General features: G+C 35.4%; 23 protein-coding genes. 13 read left to right on the top strand and 10 right to left on the bottom strand.

Annotated features, from left to right (window positions below; translation table 11 throughout):
• Positions 1 to 248 precede the first annotated feature (248 nt).
• A complete protein-coding gene (locus tag ABYK33_RS00870) occupies positions 249 to 794 on the bottom strand; it encodes a diguanylate cyclase domain-containing protein (protein WP_373031007.1) in 546 nt (181 codons plus the stop codon).
• 96 nt (positions 795 to 890) lie between these two features.
• Positions 891 to 2213, bottom strand: coding sequence for an EAL domain-containing protein (locus ABYK33_RS00875; RefSeq protein WP_373031008.1), 1323 nt, complete (start codon positions 2211 to 2213; stop codon positions 891 to 893).
• A gap of 345 nt (positions 2214 to 2558) precedes the next feature.
• Between ABYK33_RS00875 and ABYK33_RS00880 the strand changes: the two genes are divergently transcribed.
• The 5 genes from ABYK33_RS00880 to ABYK33_RS00900 all read left to right on the top strand — a co-directional run bounded on the left by ABYK33_RS00880 (position 2559) and on the right by ABYK33_RS00900 (position 6328).
• Entirely contained in the window at positions 2559 to 2732 is a 174-nt protein-coding gene (locus ABYK33_RS00880; RefSeq protein WP_373031009.1) for a hypothetical protein, read from the top strand.
• A gap of 29 nt (positions 2733 to 2761) precedes the next feature.
• Complete coding sequence (locus tag ABYK33_RS00885; RefSeq protein WP_373031010.1) at positions 2762 to 2995, top strand: globin domain-containing protein; 234 nt, start codon at positions 2762 to 2764, stop codon at positions 2993 to 2995.
• Positions 2996 to 3199: 204 nt separating this feature from the next.
• Entirely contained in the window at positions 3200 to 3760 is a 561-nt protein-coding gene (locus ABYK33_RS00890) for a hypothetical protein (protein WP_373031011.1), read from the top strand.
• A gap of 126 nt (positions 3761 to 3886) precedes the next feature.
• On the top strand, positions 3887 to 5308 hold the full coding sequence (locus ABYK33_RS00895) for a hypothetical protein (RefSeq protein WP_373031012.1): 1422 nt from the start codon (positions 3887 to 3889) through the stop codon (positions 5306 to 5308).
• Entirely contained in the window at positions 5309 to 6328 is a 1020-nt protein-coding gene (locus tag ABYK33_RS00900) for a M14 family metallopeptidase (RefSeq protein ID WP_373031013.1), read from the top strand. It begins immediately after the preceding gene.
• A 29-nt stretch (positions 6329 to 6357) separates the two neighbouring features.
• Here ABYK33_RS00900 and ABYK33_RS00905 read toward each other — a convergent pair whose 3' ends face one another.
• The 3 genes from ABYK33_RS00905 to ABYK33_RS00915 form a co-directional block, all read right to left on the bottom strand.
• A complete protein-coding gene (locus tag ABYK33_RS00905) occupies positions 6358 to 8934 on the bottom strand; it encodes a M14 family zinc carboxypeptidase (RefSeq protein WP_373031014.1) in 2577 nt (858 codons plus the stop codon).
• A 149-nt stretch (positions 8935 to 9083) separates the two neighbouring features.
• A complete protein-coding gene (locus ABYK33_RS00910; protein WP_373031015.1) occupies positions 9084 to 10532 on the bottom strand; it encodes a RimK family alpha-L-glutamate ligase in 1449 nt (482 codons plus the stop codon).
• A 75-nt stretch (positions 10533 to 10607) separates the two neighbouring features.
• Complete coding sequence (locus tag ABYK33_RS00915) at positions 10608 to 11507, bottom strand: RimK family alpha-L-glutamate ligase (protein ID WP_373031016.1); 900 nt, start codon at positions 11505 to 11507, stop codon at positions 10608 to 10610.
• Between the two features lie 115 nt (positions 11508 to 11622).
• Between ABYK33_RS00915 and ABYK33_RS00920 the strand changes: the two genes are divergently transcribed.
• Entirely contained in the window at positions 11623 to 12726 is a 1104-nt protein-coding gene (locus ABYK33_RS00920) for a M20 family metallopeptidase (RefSeq protein ID WP_373031017.1), read from the top strand.
• A 108-nt stretch (positions 12727 to 12834) separates the two neighbouring features.
• Complete coding sequence (locus tag ABYK33_RS00925) at positions 12835 to 13002, top strand: hypothetical protein (protein WP_373031018.1); 168 nt, start codon at positions 12835 to 12837, stop codon at positions 13000 to 13002.
• 32 nt (positions 13003 to 13034) lie between these two features.
• On the opposite strand, the gene ABYK33_RS00930 is transcribed toward ABYK33_RS00925, so the two are convergent.
• Positions 13035 to 13841 carry a TerB family tellurite resistance protein gene (locus tag ABYK33_RS00930; protein ID WP_373031019.1) on the bottom strand — a complete coding sequence of 269 codons (807 nt, stop codon included), beginning with the start codon at positions 13839 to 13841 and terminating at the stop codon, positions 13035 to 13037.
• A 70-nt stretch (positions 13842 to 13911) separates the two neighbouring features.
• A complete protein-coding gene (locus ABYK33_RS00935; protein ID WP_373031020.1) occupies positions 13912 to 14568 on the bottom strand; it encodes a phosphatidylcholine/phosphatidylserine synthase in 657 nt (218 codons plus the stop codon).
• Between the two features lie 95 nt (positions 14569 to 14663).
• Here ABYK33_RS00935 and ABYK33_RS00940 point away from each other — a divergent pair, with 95 nt between their 5' ends.
• The 5 genes from ABYK33_RS00940 to mscL all read left to right on the top strand — a co-directional run bounded on the left by ABYK33_RS00940 (position 14664) and on the right by mscL (position 17469).
• Complete coding sequence (locus tag ABYK33_RS00940) at positions 14664 to 15128, top strand: adenylyltransferase/cytidyltransferase family protein (RefSeq protein WP_373031021.1); 465 nt, start codon at positions 14664 to 14666, stop codon at positions 15126 to 15128.
• Between the two features lie 468 nt (positions 15129 to 15596).
• The gene (locus ABYK33_RS00945; protein WP_373031039.1) at positions 15597 to 15785 is read left to right on the top strand and encodes a histidine kinase dimerization/phospho-acceptor domain-containing protein; all 189 of its coding nucleotides are present in this window, start codon (positions 15597 to 15599) and stop codon (positions 15783 to 15785) included.
• Between the two features lie 89 nt (positions 15786 to 15874).
• The gene (locus tag ABYK33_RS00950; protein ID WP_373031022.1) at positions 15875 to 16027 is read left to right on the top strand and encodes a hypothetical protein; all 153 of its coding nucleotides are present in this window, start codon (positions 15875 to 15877) and stop codon (positions 16025 to 16027) included.
• Positions 16028 to 16602: 575 nt separating this feature from the next.
• Positions 16603 to 16773 (top strand): hypothetical protein, encoded by a 171-nt coding sequence (locus ABYK33_RS00955; RefSeq protein ID WP_373031023.1) that lies wholly within the window; start codon positions 16603 to 16605, stop codon positions 16771 to 16773.
• Between the two features lie 264 nt (positions 16774 to 17037).
• On the top strand, positions 17038 to 17469 hold the full coding sequence (mscL, locus tag ABYK33_RS00960) for a large conductance mechanosensitive channel protein MscL (protein WP_373031024.1): 432 nt from the start codon (positions 17038 to 17040) through the stop codon (positions 17467 to 17469).
• Between the two features lie 203 nt (positions 17470 to 17672).
• On the opposite strand, the gene ABYK33_RS00965 is transcribed toward mscL, so the two are convergent.
• From ABYK33_RS00965 to blaOXA, 3 genes are all read right to left on the bottom strand, one after another.
• Positions 17673 to 17804, bottom strand: coding sequence for a hypothetical protein (locus ABYK33_RS00965; protein WP_373031025.1), 132 nt, complete (start codon positions 17802 to 17804; stop codon positions 17673 to 17675).
• Positions 17805 to 18116: 312 nt separating this feature from the next.
• On the bottom strand, positions 18117 to 18824 hold the full coding sequence (locus ABYK33_RS00970; protein WP_373031026.1) for an ABC transporter permease: 708 nt from the start codon (positions 18822 to 18824) through the stop codon (positions 18117 to 18119).
• 52 nt (positions 18825 to 18876) lie between these two features.
• On the bottom strand, positions 18877 to 19677 hold the full coding sequence (blaOXA, locus tag ABYK33_RS00975) for a class D beta-lactamase (RefSeq protein WP_373031027.1): 801 nt from the start codon (positions 19675 to 19677) through the stop codon (positions 18877 to 18879).
• 178 nt (positions 19678 to 19855) lie between these two features.
• On the opposite strand from blaOXA, the gene ABYK33_RS00980 reads away from it, so the two are divergent.
• Positions 19856 to 20758: a VOC family protein gene (locus ABYK33_RS00980; protein ID WP_373031028.1), complete on the top strand. Its 903-nt coding sequence runs from the start codon at positions 19856 to 19858 to the stop codon at positions 20756 to 20758.
• The last annotated feature ends 104 nt before the right edge of the window (positions 20759 to 20862 follow it).

Below are 20862 nucleotides of genomic sequence, written 5' to 3' on the forward strand. Positions count from 1 at the left end.
TCCCTTCTTTTTAATTATTAACTATTGTAATGTAAAAATGTCATAAAAATGTCAAATTTATGAAAATAATCTTGGAAATATACACGCTATGTCAATGATGGGGGAGTCGGTGTTTAATGACAAAAAAATGAAGTGATTTGAGAAAAACGAGCACTTTGACCAAAGTCAAGGTCACTTATTCTCTTTATATAAGGGGATTATTTAGAAAACGTAAAGAAGAAAAATTCATATAAAAATGAATGTTATACTTACTTTTTGTTCTGAAAAAGCTTTTCATCTAACTGATCCAGTACAGATGAGAACGATTCATTTTCTATGTATTGCATCACGGCAGAATAGAAGCCCAATTCAAACATCCTACTGCGATGTTTGAACTTATAGTTCAACATCCCATTTTGCATGTTCACTATGTGCTCCTCTACTTCATCTTCATTCAAACCATGCATAAAAATTAGAAAATTACCTTTTTTATAACGTACGATCTCATAATTTAGATTATTATCTTCCATGTACCTGATCATATAGTCACTGACTTGTTTTAAAAGCTTATTTCCCACATTTGAATCATATTCTTTAACGATCTTAGCATAGTCTGAGATCTTAATACTTACCAAAAATCCAAAATCACTAAATGTTTCATTATTCTTGAGTTTTTGTTTAAATATCCATAATGGATTTTTGGCCATAGAAATATCATCAATAAAAATATGTTTACGCAATAAATTAATATCAGATTTAAGTGCATTTAACTCCATCTGATACTCACTATCTATCATCGCATTTTCATTATGCATTTTCTTCCCCTTTTTTAACGATATAACCATTGTAATATAAAAATGTCATAAAAATGTCAAAATATAAAAATGAGACCCAGGACATAAACATGATAGTCAATTAAGTCCAAATGTTTTTTTGACACTGTTCCAATCCTCTGGTTTGTGCAAGTGATAGCCTTGTAAATAATCCACTCCAATGCTTTTTGCCAACTTTAAGATACTCTCATCACTAATATACTCAGCAATAGTCTTAATCCCAAGTCCACGGCATATATTAACCATGCTCTCTAAAATGACTCTATATTTTTCATCATGTATTTTAGAGATTAAAGAACCATCAAGTTTTACATAATCAACATCAAGCTTCACAATATTATCAAAATTTGAATAACCGCTACCAAAATCATCTATAGCAATAAGTACACCTAGTTTTTTGAGTGAAAAGATAAACTCATTGACCATTTCAAGATCCTCGATTTGCTCACTCTCTACGATTTCAACTGTCAACCGACTTCGGTTCTTCATTCGTTTTACTTTTCTTATCAATACATTACAAAGTTCAATATTATTAATATCTAAATAAGAGAGGTTCAAAGTCATGGCTATATTATGGTTATCCATCACATCAAATACTTTTTCTATCATTTGGGACATTAACTGTGTGTACAAACGATATTCTTTTGATTTATCCATAAAAACTACAGGTGAAAGTACACGTCCCTCACTATCCATAAGCCTCATAAGACTTTCAAACTTATATGGAACGCTGCTATGATTTACATCAAATATACCTTGGAAATAAGGTGTAACCGTTTCATGCTTAATGTTATCAAGCAAGATTTTATATACCATATTTTCATGCTTGCTATTTGAATAACTGTCATGAAAAATATAACTGTTATGATACCTATTCGCTGCCTGCAATGCTTTTTCTGCATAAGATAAACTCACAGAAGCATCTGCCTTTGTCGCACCAAATGTCACATTTAAATGAATGTAATTATTATCAGAGATAGTAAATTTATGCTTTGAAATTTTAGCAGATAGCTGTTTCACAATACTATCAAGTAAGTGATGACTAAAATCATTTTTAATAAATAAACAAAGTTTATCGGCATGAACATGAAAAACTTCATAATCAAATACACCAATATTATGTTTAGTAAATACGTTATTTTTAACCATTTCTTTTAAGGTTTTTACGATTATTGATTGCATATCATCAACAAGACGTGTACCTATTTCATAGCCATAGAGAATATTTATATCATCAAACGCTACTATATCAATCAGTGAAACAATAGCAACCCCATTGTACTCAGATATGATCTTACGGTGGTCTTGCATTGATTTTTCTGATAGTTTGACGGAGGAATTATTTTTTTCATCTATTTTGTCTAATACTGTTTTGATCGGTTGAGGAATAGTTGTACTCATTTTTTCCCTTCCTTGTCTAATTTCTATCAGATTAAGTAAAGCAGTGCTACATTGTTGGTCTTAACGCTTTTTTAGTCGTTTTAGCATCAATATCTTTATATATAACGACTAACTTATAACCCTCCAACAGATTTACAATACCACTCACTGACAACTTTATACTTTGAATTAAGTAATTGTAATAACTGATATTCTACATCATATTATTAAATATGTCAAGTCATTATAGTAATATATATAATATTACTACTTTATATTAGTAATTCATATATAATCATACAACAGATATATCTTTGGTTTCCTTATAATTGTTATAATATATAGTTTAGATTAAAGGATATAACAATGAGTTTATCAGAAAAGACTATAGAGATCTGTAAAGCAACAGTGCCCGTACTAACAGAGCAAGGAGAAGCAATTACAGCAAGAATGTATGAGGTCTTATTTAGCTCTTATCCAGAAACCAAAGCACTTTTTTTTGGGGGGGGGAAGCACCTGAAGATCAGCATAAGAAACTAGCAAGTGCTATCGTAGCATATGCCAGTTACATGGATAACCTTGAAGTATTAGGCAAAGCAGTTGAAGTGATGGCTCAAAGACATGTTAGAACACAAGTGAAGCCCGAACATTACCCTATGGTAGCTGTGTCTTTATTACAGGCTATTAAAGATGTATTAGGTGATGCAGCAACTGATGATCTAATAGAAGCATGGAAAGAAGCATACTTTTACTTAGGTGACATACTCATCGCAAGAGAAAAAGAACTTTACGCCAAAGCGTAAATAAATAATCCTCATCTGAGGATTATTTCAATTATTCCTACTTCTTCCACTACCTCTTTCCTTTCTCTTATTATCTTTGACCAGTATATGGATATTTTTCTTAAAACAGATTTGAGAAAATATAGAAAAGCAGCACTTGTATTTTTAATCCATTCGATATATAATAATATTCAATAACAAATAGTTAGTGTAATAGGACTAGAAATGAAAAAAGATGTTATTAGTAGGTATGAGCGTAATGAGAATGGTGATATCCTCATTGATGTGACTGCTGATAGAATGGAAGACCTGTTTAATCATTTTGACAAGAGTGCACCTTATATCCAAAGAGATCTGGATCAGGACCTTGTAAACTATATCGTCGACTCTGCAAAAGAACTAGGTAGGGAACCATTCACCATTTGCTTTACACTTACCCACCTGCCAGATGAAGCAGATCTTTTAAATATTAGTCGAAGTGTCAATAGCTTTTTTCTCTCCCTTGTGGAGGTGGAACGCAACAAGTTTCAACATATGATTCGAAAGTCTCTCATTTTCTTTAGTATAGGTATTGGAATTTTATTCATTTCTGTTTGGGTCAATCAAAAATTGGGATCGGACCGTACAGTCGTTACTGATATGTTTGCAGAAGGGCTGACAGTTGCAGCGTGGGTTTCATTGTGGGAAGCTCTAGCAACATTTTTGATAAAGTGGTTTCCACACCGTACAAATATTAATCTATACAAACGTTTAGCCACGATCAAGTCACTTTTTCGATCTTCTTAAGCTAACAAATATTCTTTTAGTCAATACCTGATTGGATGATACTGTCGACATATTCCAATCTAATGATGACCACTATATGGATGTTTTTGTTATACTAATATAAGATTATATAAAATAAGGTATCTAATGGGTAGTGAGATAAGCCATCGAGAGTTTACAGAAGAAGATTTCATAGCGTTTAAAAAAGCATTGTATGATGAACATGCATATATAAAATCCTTATTTGATAAAGGCCAAGAACTTTTTTCAGACAAATACCGTATCGGTTATGAACTGGAAGCATGCATTCTTACTGGTAATAATCTTCCAAACCCCATCAACAAAGATATTCTCGATGATATTAACTCACCCCTTTTTACCAATGAACTGGCAAAGTATGACCTGGAGATCAATGGCAATGTTTTTAAACTTGATGCTGATGCACCCAAAAAATTAGCCAATGACTTCCTCTCACTTTGGCAACAAGGTCAAGACTCATCTAAAAAGTTCAATGCAAAACTTGGACTCTTTGGTGTACTTCCCTCTTTGAAACTTGAACATTTTGACAAAGAACTGTATCAATCTGAAATGCATAGATATACTCTGGTATCTCAACGTATGAAAGAGTTAAGACACGAAAGTGTCAAGATCCTCTTTCGTGGTGAAGATGAAATATCTTTACAAAAAGATGATGTAATGCTTGAAGCACTGGGAACCTCATTACAGATACACTTTCAAATTCCGTTTGAACAGGCAGTTGCGTATTATCACGCTGCACTTCTGGCATCTGTTGTACTACTTGGATTCGGAGCTAATTCATCACTGGTTCTAGGGAAAAGAGCCTGGCATGAATCTCGCATCGCTATTTTTGAGCAATCTGTTGATACACGGGATAAAAAAAGGAGAGATCATGGTGATGAAACAAGAGTACATTTTGCACATGGATATATAAACTCTTGGCTGGACCTGTTTGAACAAAACAAAATGTTTAAAATTATTTTTGCAGATGTGAAAAATAAGCCTGTAAGTGACTTGCACCATTTCAATCTTCACAATGGTACGATCTGGAGATGGATACGCCCTATTTTAGGAGAAGACAAAGATGGCAAACATACATTGAGACTTGAACTTCGTGTACTACCCTCTGGACCTACGCTCATAGATACACAAGCTAACATATGGTTTTTCATCGGTCTCATTGAAGGCTTGGTAAGATCAAACATCGATCTGACGAAAATACCATTTGAAAAGTTAAAAGATGACTTTTACTCTGTAGCAAAAACGGGATTGAATACTAAGTTTCATGAACCTGTAAATGCGCAGAAAGTCTCATTGAAAGAGTGGATCTTAAATGATGGACTGGCACTTACAAAAATGGGACTTTCCTCTTTTGGCATAGATGACGTTGAGCAATTTCTAGATATTATAGAGCAAAGAACTTCGAATGGTCAAAATGGAGCATCATGGCAACTTGAACATTATAAAAAATATAACAGCATACCTAAACTTATGGAGGATTATATGAAAAACTCTGAACAAAATATTCCCGTACACACATGGAGCCTATAGATGAATGACTTAAATATACTAAACGAATTGCCTGATGCATTTCTAGACATTTCCTATCGTGATATTAAAAAAGTATTTGAAAAACCTACACTTGTGCATCTAAAAGGAAATAAAGGTCCTGCACTGTTTGTATCTATTTTACTTCACGGAAATGAGTTTAGTGGTCTAGAGATCATGCAGGAGATATTCAAAAAGTACAAAGATACACAGGGATATGCACTACCAAGATCGATCTGGCTTTTTGTGGGTAATGTTGAAGCAGCAGCACAGGGACTTAGAAGGCTTAATGATGAATTGGACTTCAATCGTGCTTGGCCAGGGACTCCTGAACCTGATGCACCTACAGCAAAACTTATTGATGAAGTAATGAAGAGGATCACAGAAAATGAACTCTTTGCAGCGATCGACCTGCATAACAACACTGGGAAGAACCCCCCTTACGGCTGTATCTCTGTTGTAAATGAAACAAACAAGTACCTAAGCAGTTTTTTTAACCATATCGCGATGGTTTTTCATACACCTAAAGGAGTCTCGACGATGGCATTTGATCATATCTGTCCTGCCATTACACTGGAGTGTTCTACACCCGGTAACCGTCCGGGAATAGATCGAGCCGTAGCACTCATAGATGATCTTATGCATATGGATCATTTTCCTGAAAAACCTTTGCCTACGCATGACCTACAGTTGGTACAAAACAACGCTGTTCTCAAGATCGCTGAAAATGTGAATTTCGGATTTGAAAATGAGAAGGGAAACTTTGATTTGACACTTGTAGAGAATTTCGATCGCCATAACTTCACTAGACTTGAAACATCTGAAGTCTTTGCCCATACGACTCTTACTAAACCTCTCATCGCCACAGCAGAGGACGGTACAGATGTAACCGATGAGCTGGTCTGCAATGAAAACGGTGCCATTTCGCTAAGAAAACCACTAATGCCTGCGATGATCACACTAGATAAGAGGATCATTATGCAGGATTGTCTCTGTTATCTATTAGAGGATTATGCATCATAATATTCCTCTCTTAAACGTTCTGCTTCTTACTAATACTTCTCTAAAGGATTATACTTGATCATCGCAGGGTCAGAAAAGTTCGGCACATCATCATAGGCAAATACTGCATAATATTTCTCTTTATCAAATGAAGCAAAGTTATCGTAAGTATATGTGTCTTGCCCTCCATATATCTTCACACCATCCATAAAATTCTTTGGTATATGAAAGCTGTTTCGTACTACATAGTAGCCGTTTAAGATTTCATCATTTATTTTATCCCAAGAAAGTTTGATCATCTTGTTTTCTTTACTGATAGTCAAATTTTCAACTGAAGGTAATGCAGTACGTCGTTTTGGGATATATTTGACAATAAGCTCAGCATCTTCATTCCATTCGATGATTCTATCTTTCACACCTGATGGAGAGGTAGGTTTGATCACAAGCTTCAGTGTTTTTCCTTCTTGATGCATTTGATCCAGTGCTATCTTTGACAATGTATCAAATTTAAAGTACTGATACTCTTTGGCATTAAGATCCGACTCTGCTACTTCATAACCGATATACTCTATCTTTTCACGGTTTTTAACATCTTCATAGGTCCCTACTTCATCCACTTCAACCAGTTCAACATAGTAACGGACATCTGACTTTTTCTTAAACGTATTATTATTACGTATACGTAGTGAACATTGCGTTACTACAGTGTTTTGATGGTCTGGAAGTTGTGAAATGTCAAAATCAAGATATCCGTATACACGATCACCATTTGCATCAAACCCACTTTTTATACCCTCTACCATATTATCTCTACAAATAGTTGAAAGTGTAGCAGCCGGTAGTTTGATCTTTTTCTCTTCTACTGTAAATTTGATATCAAGGATCGGTCTATAATGTATACCTCCACCAAATTGCCCATACCCTATATCAAACTGCATCATTTGACTGTCTTCACCATGAGGAAGTGTTTTTGGTCCATCTATTCTAAAAACTGCTTTGTTGTTTACTATTTCTTCTTGTAGCAGTTCACATTCATGTCGAGAAAACTCCCAAAAATTCCAAATTCCCTGTGTCAATTGTCTTGACTTAATAGCTTGACCCATTCTACCTTTTGATTCGGCATTATCAACTTCAGTAAAATCTGTGACATCAGAAAAACTGTCCGGTTTTAAAAGTGACAGGTCCCACTGACCATATTTTTCTATCTTTGCCCCTACTCTATTCATAGGATAGAGGTAAAATCTGGCTGATTTGATGATGGCATTTTTAGGGATACTGTCAAAATCAAAACTGATCACAGCATCACATATACCTTTTGATTTGTTTACGCCAACAAAAAGAGAATTAAGCCCAAAGTGTGCACGGTTCTGTTCCTGAGTAAACTCGCCTACATACCCTGTTCCACTTTTGTTTGCAAAGATAAGTTTGAAAAACTCATCATCTTCAAGTTCTGTACGTACTTTCACTACCGGAGCAAAGGGTGACTTGTATCCAGTGTTTTTATTGACAGCACGAATAGTGTAATAGTAGTTTGTAGAACTTACCAACTCTGTATCGGTAAAACTATTTTCACCTACAATACCCACTTTAGTACGTTCATTACATGCATCTTTGTCTTCAGTACTTCTATAGATCTCAAAAAAGATATCATCTCTTAGCTCATATTTCCATACGAGTGTAACAGAAGTAGGTTCTGTACCTTCTATAGTAAATTCATCTACTCTTCTTGGTGCAGATGAAGAGTAATTGATCACTTCTCCAAACGCTTTTTTAAGTGCAGGAATATTTTCGTTGATACTTCCACTCATGCTTTTCATGTAGTCTGGAATATTCTTTGTTCCTACCTCAGCCACAACAGCAATGATACCCTTAGAGTAATAATACTCTCGTCCACTACCGGAAATAAGTCCTGCAGGTGGTTTACCTCTGTGTATACCATACCTTCTACCTGTCACTTTTGCAAACTCATCATTCATGTTCGCACACAAGACGTTCATATCTGTTCCGTCTATTTCTGCTTCATGCATGAACTTATGTGCAGGGAAAAAGACATTTCCTTGTGAATGGTAGTCAAAGGCTATGGTGATGTTCTCATGCGCATCTACAAATGTTTTGATAGCAGAAGTCTCTGCCTCTGAGAAAGGTTCTTCTCCTCCATAGACATTTGAAGAGGTATTGCTCTGTTTTACAAATCCTATGGAGAAGTTTCTGTTTAGATCCACACCATAAGTACCATCATGGTTCTTACGTCTGTTCTTACGCCAAAAAGAAAAGTGTTTACGTGAATACTCATATCCGTCAGGATTCAGGCATGGAACCATGTAAAGCGTTGATTCATTCAAACTTTTCTCAAGTTCAGGATCTATGTTTTGATTTTCTGCCACATATTCTATAAACTTCAGTGCAAGTTCATTTCCTATCCATTCACGTGCATGTATACTTCCAGTGTAGAGCATCGCAGGTTTTTCATCTGCTGTTTCAACATTTTGAGATATTTTAACAAGGACGATATCCCGTCCTTCATAAGTTGTCCCTATTGGAATAACCTTTATAAGATTTGGATGTTTTTTCTCCATCGCATCAAGAAAGACTAAACTCTGTTCATACGACATATATTGGTTTTTCATATTTTGTTACTCTTTTTATAATTAATTTATCTATTGAACACCCAAAGAATACCTTTTGGTGTATACATCAATCTAATCTTTTGATACAATTAAATTCATGTATACATTCCCACCAAAACGGCGGGAAAAGGTTGAAATAGTAAAGCAGGTTACAGTTTATTTTTCAATGCTTCCCACTGTTTCATAAGCTTGGAAAGTACTTTTTTCTTGAACCATGAAAATTCTTCTTTAAGCTTCTCCGGTGATTCCTCCAAAGTTTCTATGAGTTCCGCAGTATCAAATTTTTCTAAGATCTTTTTAGATTTTTTCTTACTTATACCTTCTACAGAGGTTAAAAGCTTTTTGATCTTTTTTTCCGTCAAGACGATCATTGATTCTTGACTTTCATCTGTTGAAACCTCATCTATACTTACAACTTCGTCATCAGTCTCTACTCTTGGATTACTCTTCGCATGTACTTTTCTCACACTTTTACCATAGTTATCCTGGAAGTTCCACTTTTCACTTGGCCACTCTTCTTTTGTTCTGTCTTCTGTAGGAAGCATAGGGAAAAGTGCATCCAGTTCATGCAGATAGATCTCTCCATCATTTGTATCTCTTGTTTTTTTATCAAGGAAATACGCACCGTCATAACTCGGTGTATAATTTCCAAAAGTAATATAACGAAGTGTCCTAAGTACAGAAGGATCCATCTTACCCAGTTCTTCCCAGTTAAAAAGAGGAATATTTGGTTTAGCAAATCTACCGTTAGAGAATTTCCACATGAGGTACTGACCTATCCAGTCTCTGATGTATGGGAATGCTGCAAATGCTGTTGCACATTCCAAGATACGGTACTTGCCATCGGCACCTACTGCTACGTCACATGCCCAGTACTCAGCATTGGCAGCTTTGGAAACCTGTACAGCAAGATCAAGTAACTCTTTAGGCACATCCATGTAATCCATACTTCCCCCCTGAGAAGTATTTGTCAACCATTCACCCTCTGGTGCTCTTCTCCAGAATGCACATACAGGCTTATGACCTATAAGCATCACTCTTACATCTGCTTCCATTGGTACAAAGTCCTGGAAGTATGCAGGATTATACTTTTTCTGAGCCAATAGATTTCTAGCTTCTTGTTTACTGTCTACCTTATGTACAAAGTAGCCACCATAGTTTGAAGGGCCGTAACTCTTCTTAATGATCTTAGGGTACTCAGTATCTTCTATAAAGTTATCTGCTTTGTCTTTATCGTAATAGATATAGGTCTTAGGGATAGGTATATCATACTTCCACGCAAAACGTGTAACGTTCTCTTTAGACTTGTTAGAGAATTGTGTATCCAAAGAAGGGATGAATTGTACATTTGGTAACTCTCTTGCGATCTCTCTGAATGTCTCATATGCAGTAGCAGGAATATTACCTATAAGAATATCTATCTTCTTATTTTTTACTTCTCTCACAAAACGATCTTTATCGTTCTTCCAGTGATACGTTACAGTCTCTATCTTATCCGGCCATCCTCTAAAGTTTGACTTGTCAAAAAATCTTAATACATGATCAAGATAAAGCATCCCTATTTTTGGTAGTTTTCCGTTCTTCTGTTTTTTTGCCATTTCCATATCCCTATTATTTATTATCTTCACTACACATCCTCATCCACGGGTCAATCCAAAGGATGACGAACACTCTTATTTCTTCGCTTTTCTATCAATAAGATCTACGATCAAGTCAATTTTCTTCTTGTTAAAGTTCAGTCCCATTTTCTCTTGTTCCGGTGTTGCAAAAGCCGGTATACCATTTACTTCAAGTACTACATACTCTTCTTTCTCCATATCGTAGATGATATCTACACCCGCAATGTCTGTACTACACACTTCCGCTGCCTTCTTAGCCAATGCAATGACTTCATCATCTGGCTCTCGCAAGAAGACTGAACCACCACTTGTTATATTTGTACGCCAGTCTGTTCCACTTGCTTTTCTTCCGTAACATCCTACAAACTCACCATCAACGATGTCGACACGGTAATCTGTATTATCATACTTCACAAACTTCTCCACATAGAAAAAACGTAGATCCATTTGGTTCAAAAATGGCAGTAACATATCAAGTGTCGCTTGGTTCTCTATTTTGGTAAGTCCAACCCCACCCCAACCGTCTGTCGGCTTATAAACCATTTTCTCCCATTTTTTCATGATACCCTGAAGATGGTGGGTGTCATCTCTATGACACAGTTTAAAACTCGGTGTTGCTACGCCATGCTGACGCAGTAAAAATGAAGTTTGAAACTTATCTTCAGTCAAAGCAAATGCATCATAGGAATTTATCATCGGCATTACACGGTTGAGTGCCTGATACAAGAAAACTTGATACTGCGTCTGTTCTCCAGCATTATAAGAGAAGAACAGATCAAGCTTATCTACCTTTCGATCATTGTGAAGGATATGTCCATTCTTCGCTACAGCATGTCGAAGGTTCATCTCCGTAAGTGTTTCGATATCTCTTTCTCTAAGTTTCTTTACAATCTTCTCTTGAATTTTATCACCACCGCCATTACTGTAAAGCCACATACCGATTTTTCTTGACATTTTTTACTTCCTTTGCATTTAAGAACTAATCTATTATTTTACTATATTTTACTAAAATATATTCAGAGAAAAAATATAAATATGCCTTAATTATGGGCAATTGATAGAGGGAAAGATGAGTAAACAAAATTTTGATGAATTACAAAAGATCATAGAGATCAATTCATGGACAAAAAATAAAGAAGGTGTCGATGAAAATGGTGAGATATTTGCCTACTGGATACAAGAGTTGGGATATACGCTTACTCGCTATCCAAGAGAAGAAATTGGAGACCACCTTCACCTTATCTCTTCACACAGAAAAGGGAAGAAACTGCTTCTTTTGGGTCATCTCGATACTGTCTTTCCTCCCAATACTTTTGAAAAATTCAAAGAAGATGAAGAGTGGATCTACGGTCCTGGTGTCTGTGATATGAAAGGCGGTAACTATGTTGCCCTAGAAGCACTGAGAAATGCACACCGTGCGTATGGAGAAATTCACAACATCGATTTCCTTCTTGTAAGCGATGAAGAGACAGGTAGTGATGACTCTAAGCACCTCTCGGCAAAACTGGCTAAAGACTATGACTACTGTATGGTATTTGAAGCAGCCGGTTTACATGATGAAGTGGTGGTAGGACGAAAAGGTGTGGGTACTTTTTTTATAGCCATAGAAGGTATAGCCGCACATGCAGGAAACCACTACAGCGATGGGGCCGATGCCAACCTTGAAGCAGCACATAAACTCACGCAGCTTGTGGCTTTAACTGACCTGGAGAAACAAACTACTGTCAATGTAGGTAAGATATCTGGTGGTATAGGTGCCAATACTATCTCACCAAAATCCCACCTCACTTTTGAACTTCGATATACGAATACAGAGGAAAGAGACAGAGTACTCAAAGCTATAGATGAGATCGTTGCACATTCACATGTGGAAGGCACTGAATCGACACTTTCCGGAGGTATCCAAAGAGATGTGATGCAACCCTCCCCTGAACAGCAGAATTTCATAGACCATATCAATACACTCTGTAACATCCAACTCCCTACCGAAAAACGTGGTGGTGTCAGTGATGCCAACATTATCTCCTCCCAAGGCGTAGCCACACTGGATGGCTGGGGACCTTATGGAGACGGTGACCATACCGTACATGAAAGAGCATCCAAAAAAAGTTTTGCAGAGCGTATTGACTTGGTTACTGAGATATTGACACACTTTTTAGAGGGAAAAATATAAATCCACAAAAACGTTAAGTATTACTTAACGTTTTTGCTGTATACTCTTATAGTAACTTATCAATAAGATATAATGTGAGAAGTCGATATACGTCATAAGGAGTTATATATGGAACTTTGGAAAATAATAATATTTTGCCTTATTATCCTGGCAGTTGTTGTGGGTGGATATGTATTTATGTTCTTTCATATTATGAGAAGAGATCCAAAAGAATTGGAATTCAGAAAGCACATCGGTCAAGATGATAGACTGATACCACCTAAAGAAAAAAAATAATACACTTTTATAGAATAACGTGAAATATACTACTATTTTTTTCTCTCTTTGATAATCCCATATGCTTGATTTATCTCTTGCGTTTTAGCAGTAGCTTCTTCCATATAAGAGTCATCTTTGTCTTGTGATTTAATAATATCTGGATGGTATTGACGCACAAGATTTCTATAAGTCTTTTTAACATGACTTTCATCATCACTTTCATTTACGCCTAAGATTTTATAAGCTTCGTCAAGAGTCATTGTTTGCTGTTTATTTTGCATCATGTTTTCAAATTTACTTACCATTGCAGCATATTCATCCGCAGATATAGTTAATTCATTTATAATTTCACGTAAAACTTTATCTTCATCAGAACTAATTCCATTATCAATAAATGCAAGTTGGATCAAAAATCCCACAAACTGCTTACGTTTTATTCTACTGCGACCGAGTAGTTTGTTTAGAGAACGTGCTATCTCTTTTGTATCATCATCTCTCTCTTTTTCTTCGTTAAAGATCTCTTTTAGGATAACTCTAGTTTTCTCTTTATTTGGAAAAACACCGGAAATGTCATCAAACATAATACCAATGAGCTGTGCTTCGAGCTCATGCACTCTGCCATCTGCTTTTGCAACTTTTGCAACAAGTGCAATAAAAAGTCCTAACTCGGTCTCTTTAAATAACTCTTTAGAGCTTGATATCTTTCCTAATTTACTTCTTAGATAAACTTTATATAGATTAAATGCAACAAATAAAGAAGCCAAAATTGAAAGTGTTACCCATATATTTGCAATGAATATGTAATAAAACAGTACTAATAGTATTGCTAAATATATCCATTTTTTTAATTTGATCATTTATGCCCGCTTGTAATAAAATTTATCAAGTATACAATATTTTGTTTTATGTGCGAAAATTGAGTATATTTTATATAAGTTGTGAGCCATAAATAGCTGTTATCCCAAGAGTATAAGCCGCAAGTAAATAGACATTTCTAGGGTTCCCGGAAAGTTTTGATGTTTTGATCTCTGATACATTCAGTATTGCAAGTCCTATACCACTAACATATAGAATGATTGTAAATACTTCATGACTAACTAAACTATTGAGTAAAAATACAGACACTAAAATCAAACTATTGTTATCAAGAGCAAGTCCCGTATATTTTGTTCCACCGGCTAGTCCATATGTACTGAAATAACTAAGTCTAATTGCAGCAGCAGCCATCATAATAAATGCTCCTATTAAAAATATAGGCTCAAATTCTCCATAACTTAAAAGTAAAATTGCAGGAGTTACACCATAACTAACTATATCTATCACGACATCAAGTTGGCCTCCAAACTTTGCATCTGTAGCAGTCCGCCCTTTAAGTTTGCGTGCAACTAATCCATCTGCCCAATCAAAAGCAACAGCCCAGACCATTCCAATCATTGCTGCGGCATAAAGACCTGTGATACTAAAATAAATAGCCAATACGGTACAAGCTAATCCTGAAAGTGATAAAAGGTTGGGAAGATCTCGTACATAAGAGAGGATCGTTGGCTGTGGTGTTTGACTCGGTGTAGTGTTTTCTTTTGACATAAATTAAGTCCTTACCAAATTTTTACTGAAAATCAAGAATATTTGTGATATTATATCTGAAATTTATTAATAAGTTTTACCAAAGGAAACAAAAAATGATTATTTATACTGTTGGAACATTTGATTTACTACATGTTGGACACTTAGCGTTGTTAGAATATTGTGCAACATTGGGGGATAAGCTTGTTGTTGGTGTCGCTTCTGATAAAGTAGTAGGCTCATACAAAAAAAATATACCTGTCGTACCATTAGAACAACGTATGAAAATGCTAAAAGCTTTAAAATGTGTGGATGATGTTGTCTCTTATGATGAACTTGAATACGTGACTAATTGTAAAGAATTAGATATTGATATTTTTGTGATCGGAGAGGACTGGGGAGATAAGCCTCATAACATTGCAGTAGAAAAATTCCTTAAATTAAAAGGTAAAGAAATAGTTCAAGTGAGCTACAATCCAAAAACTTCATCGACAAAGATCAAGCAAAATGTTATTGCCCAAACTCTCAAGAGTGATAACTTGGCTCATACTGTAGACTACAAAACAAGCTTAACGGCTTAGTAAACGCCTGACAGATCGTAGAGGATATAACTGAGTTATATCGCCTTGTTACGTTACATAACTCTGCGATTAAGATAATTCCACTTCCCCTGAAGAATCAAAATCCTATAATTTAACATTGAATATTACGATGGTATCTTCCACAGATTTTTAAATAAAATAATTTTCGTATATTATATTTAGAAGGATAATTAATGCCTATAATTTTTAAGCATAAAGTCATTATCAGTATGCTTATGTCACTTGTTATCGGGCTCTTAAGCTTTTTTCTTTACCAGTTTACATTTGCAAACTCTATAGGAATAAGCTTTATTATTTTGGTTTTTCTCTTGCTCTTTTAAATATTAATACAAGAAGTTCAGAAATAGATATAGATGATGAAGTAGATAATGATGTGAAGTATAGTATAGGCTTCTTGAAAAGAAATTTAAGGCTATTTCAGAAAAAGCAGAAATACTGGAACATGAGATCAAATCTACTGAACTATTTCTTGCGAGTATGTCTCATGAGATACGTACTCCGTTAAATGGTATTATAGGGATGACCGATGTTCTTGATGAAACGTCATTGACTCAGGAACAAAAAGAGTTTGTCTCAATGATCAGAGAAAGTTCCAACAATCTAAGGGTCATCGTAAATGATGTGCTCGATGTCTAGAAGATGAATGCAGGAAAGATGGAGCTTGAGAGTATCCCTTTTGATCTGTATACAAAGATAGAAGCAATGGTAGGTATAATCAGATCTTTATGCCTGTTATGGGTGATGTTGAATCTACACATAGTAGTTTAGAATACAAAAAAGAGAATGGAAAAGAACATATACCAATCATTGCATTGACGATCAATGCACTCCCCGAAGACAAAAAAAATATATGTCTGAAGGAATGGATAACTATGTAACCAAGCCTTTAGATGTAAAGATGATTGAAAAGCTTATTGAGAAATATTGTAATATTCATAAGGATTAACCTGCTCTATTCTCCATTGAGCATATAAGACAGGTCTATTTGATGAAAATTTAGTGGTCTAAAATACCATACATAAAAGATCCTCTTAGGATTAAATTAAAACTAAAGACCTTATAAATTTATATATTCTATAAAGTTTATCCTGTAGCTTTTTTTAGATTGTAGTAAAATGATTATTTTTTATACAATGTATTGAATAATATTATTTCAATTAAGACTATAATTGAAATATGGAAGCCTTTAAAGACTATTAATCCCTTTGATCTTTCTGGCTTTCTGGTAACTTTTAATTTTAGATTGCATAATTTTTCTCATTGGTTTGCCTCCTATAATCTTGTCCAAAATTTAAAAGTTACCTTCTCTAAAAGTACTAATATAACTATATAAATAATTGTCTACTCAAAACCTTATAAAGTTATATTCTTTATACAGTGACTTGAATAATATTGTGTTATTAAGACTATGGCAACAGAAGCAAAAAATCTAATATACAGAAAAGAGGAAAAGATGCCCAATAAATACTTGACAATCAAACAGAAACAAGAAAAGAACTATTCCACAATCGAGAAGAAGCTACAAGAGAAGTACTCCACAATCGAACACAAGATGCAAGAAAAGTATTCTACCGTCGAGCAAAAGTTGCAAGATAAGTACTGTACAATCGTACAAAAGATGTAAAAAAACTTCTCTTAAATAATTAAATGTATTAATACTTTAGATGACATAAAGTTTATTATACTACAACATGAAAACCTTATATGTTTTATAAGGTTTTGGCAGGAGAAAATCAGTCAATTATTTGAAGATTAAAAAATAGGAAATTAAAATAATCTTGCACTTTATATATCCTCATGCTTCTCATAAGGATACATCACAATATTTTAAGACATATTTCTCAATCTTTATATTATAATTTTTTATCTTATAAACTAAAGGATAAGAATGTTAGAAGAGTTTAAAAAGTTTCTCATTAAGGGAAATATGGTAGATATGGCAGTAGGTTTTATCTTTGGTGGTGCTTTTGCAACAGTAGTAAAATCGATGGTTGCCAATGTCGTTATGCCTCCAGTGGGTATGCTTATGGGACAGGTTGATTTCTCTCAACTTTTTATAGCACTTGATGGTAACAGTTACGAAAGTATGGCTGCGTTAGATAAGGCTGGAGCCCCTGCTATCAAATACGGTATGTTTATCAATGATGTGATCTCTTTTGTCATCTTAGGTTTTGTAGTATTTATGTTCATCAAAGCCTATAATAAACTCAAAGAACCTGAAGAAGCTTCTGCTCCGATGACAAAAACATGTAGTGAATGTGCGGAGAGTATACCTCTAGCTGCTAAAAAATGTGGACATTGTGGTAATACAGACGTCTAAAATAAATACGATAAAGACTTCCCTGAAAACCTTATAAAGTTATATATTTTATAAGGTTTTAAAAAGTGGTAGTGTTTAACCAGTATAGTGTTAACGCTTTTTGATATATCTAGGTATCTTCAAAATGGAGATATCCGAACAGATGCACGTTCCTTGAGGGTTGGTTCAAGTGGGTCTATGTATGCAAAGGGAAATAGCGACTACTATGGAACAGTAAGTGCGATAAAGACAATACCACCCACTAAAGCTACAAGCATTACTAAGAAGCTTAACATACCTAGTTTCGCTTTTCTAGCTCGTTCTTTTTTTGCTATCTCATATTCTTCATTAGTCATATTCACTCCATTTTTAATAAAATTCTAGCCTTAAAAAGTTCAGAGTATACTTAGCATTTTATAATAATTTAAAATTCTTGATATGAATTACTCCCTTTTGTCACTCTCTTCATCATCCTGCCATCCATTGTATTCACTGGATTGATTGAGCTGGTTATTGGGTTGGTTCTGTGAGCACGTAAGGGCAATCCCCCGTAAAAACTTAAAGATTGCATCTTTTTTCTCTGCTTGTAAGTTCAGTAGAAAATCTTATAAAATGTTCTATATAGGAGCTTTAATAATGACACCAAAGATTCGATGAAAATATTTATTTTAATGAAAATTCTTTTTTAAAAGTAGCAAATAAATTGCTACAGATATACCTGCAGACCCCAAGATCATAAGCATGACCATTATCTGATACCGTACTGCGATCAAGGGATCAACACCTGAGAGTATCTGACCTGTCATCATCCCCGGTAAAGAAACCAGACCCACAGCGAAAAGAGCATTGATGATGGGGATGAGTGCCGCTTTATAGGATGTCGCCCTCGCCTCTACATAAGAATTTTCTCTACCTATCTCACTTTCAAATCTCTCGGCAGAGATACTCACTGTATTCATCGAGTTTGCAAAGATCATCCCTGCTATAGGTATAAGAAATCTGGGTTCATACCAGGGATTCAGGTCCAATACACCAAAAATGACCATGATCAATGTAAAAAGCCCGCCAATAAAAATAGAAATAAAAGCATAAAGATAGAGTGACTTGTTTATCTTTTGAAGTGGACGCATGGCGATGACACTCGCAGCAATGAGCATCACACAAAGTATCGAGACCACAAGATAAGGAGAATCGGCATCAAAGATATAGGTAAGAACATACCCTATCAAGATCAATTGTATCAACATTCTAAAGAGAGCATAAAAAAGTGTCGTCTTGTCTTGCGTCCAACGCATATAGATCACGATGACCACAGTCACAGGGATCATTACCCATAAAAGATTTAAAAGTGAGATATTATAAATTGATGTATTCATAAGATATTATAGCAAATTACAGTGACGGCTTAACATCTGCCTTATGCTATCGTTATTTGACAACCCCTTTGATTTGTAATGCATCCCTCGTCAGTTTCAAACGTAGTGATAGATCTTTCTGATCATAAATATCTATATTTGTAGCGAAGACCCACACATCCTTAGAGGTTTCCACATATCCTACATACCAACCAATTTTTGGTTTTGATCCACCTGCCAAACCTGTCTTTCCCCGTATGCTATAAGCTGGTGTTTGTTCAACCAGCATAATTTGTCGTAACGTCTCGTATGATGATGTACTGAATGGTAGTGTACGCTGATACACTTTTTTTAGGAATTCTACTTGTTCCATTGCACTGATCTTAAGTGAACCATCAAGCCAAAATGTTTCTCCATCAAAAGGCTCGTGTAACTCTCCATAAGAAGTATTTTGCAGATAGCTTTGATATTTTTGAACCCCAACACGGCGTGCAAGCTCCTGAAAACACCAGACACATGAAACCTTAAATGCACTTTCAAGCGTCTGATCACAATTCCAATCCGAAATAGCATACATATGCCCATCCCACTTAAATAGATCATCCTTTCCGGAAATAACCTTTTCTTCAAGTGCAATCAATGTATTGAGTATTTTAAATGTAGATGCAACCGTAAATCTATAGTTTGCACGAAGATCATTATGTATGAACGTCTCTCCACTGCCTACTGATGAAATAACTATAGTTCCAGTCAGCCCCTCATTGACAAATATGTTTGTAATGTCTTGATCTTCTGCCACTGTTTGAACTGAAAGTAATAAAATCAAGATAAAACTATGGATGTATTTGTGTATCGTTGTTGTCCAAAGAAACATTCTATTCCTTTATCTTTGATAGGGATAGTATACAAGAAAATCTCATACAACGACAAATAATTACAAGCATGAAAGAGATGCACTGAAAACCTTATGTATCATAAATAAATTCTGATATAGTAATACTTTAGATACAAATTGCCATCGGCACCCGAAAAAATAAAAGGATAGGTAGAAGATGAATGGAATGATAAAGCTTAGATTGACTATAGGTGTAGGGATCATGTCCCTTGCCATACTCTTAACGGGCTGTACAGGTATGAAGATGCCCTCTCTTGAAAAAGACCAGATACCTTTAGCAGCCATTACAGATACACCGACAGGTAAACACAATGCAGGAAGGTTTGTTTGGCATGATCTTATAACTGATGATGCTTCTAAGGCAAGAAAGTTTTATGCTGCACTCTTTGGATGGTCATTTGAAGATCAAGGTCAATATACAGTTGTATCCAATCATGGTAAAGCGATCGGCGGGATATTGGAGCTAGCACCTAAACCTGGTACTGAAGCAGAGGCGATCTGGCTACCTTCTATGTCAGTTGCCAATGTTGACAGTTCTATTGCCTACTTGAAATCAAAGAAGGGTGAAGTGCTCAAAGGTCCTGTCGATATGAAAAAGAGAGGTAGAGGTGCCATTGTGAGTGACCCTCATGGAGCTCAACTGGTACTACTTAATGCAAAAGGTGGAGACCCTGCAGAGGCTGTACCTAAGATAGGTGACTGGTTGTGGACTGAACTTTGGACACATACGCCTAAAGAGAGCTACGCTTTTTATCGCAAGTTAGGAAAGTATGATGCTTCTGAGTTGAGAGAAGACTACCGGATATTAAAGAGTAAAGACAAATGGCGTGCAGGTATCAGACATCTGGCTAAAGCGGATGTCAAAGCACGCTGGGCTTCGGTCATACGTGTAACAGATCCAAAAGAGATCACTGAGCGTGTACCAAAACTTGGTGGGAAAGTATTGATGGAACCTGATGAAGAATTTATGAATGGTGATGTTGCAGTGATTGCAGATAATACAGGTGCGTTGCTTATCGTACAGCGTTGGTCTGAGACATCGTTAGAGGAGGTAAAGTAGCCATGAAAAGATCACTAAAATGGATACTAACTATCTTATTGACTTCGTCTGTGGCACTTCTGACAGGATGTTCTAGTTCAGGAACAAGTACACATGTTTCAATA

It is taken from the genome of Sulfurovum sp., assembly GCF_041562805.1.
In the GTDB taxonomy this organism is placed as follows: domain Bacteria; phylum Campylobacterota; class Campylobacteria; order Campylobacterales; family Sulfurovaceae; genus Sulfurovum.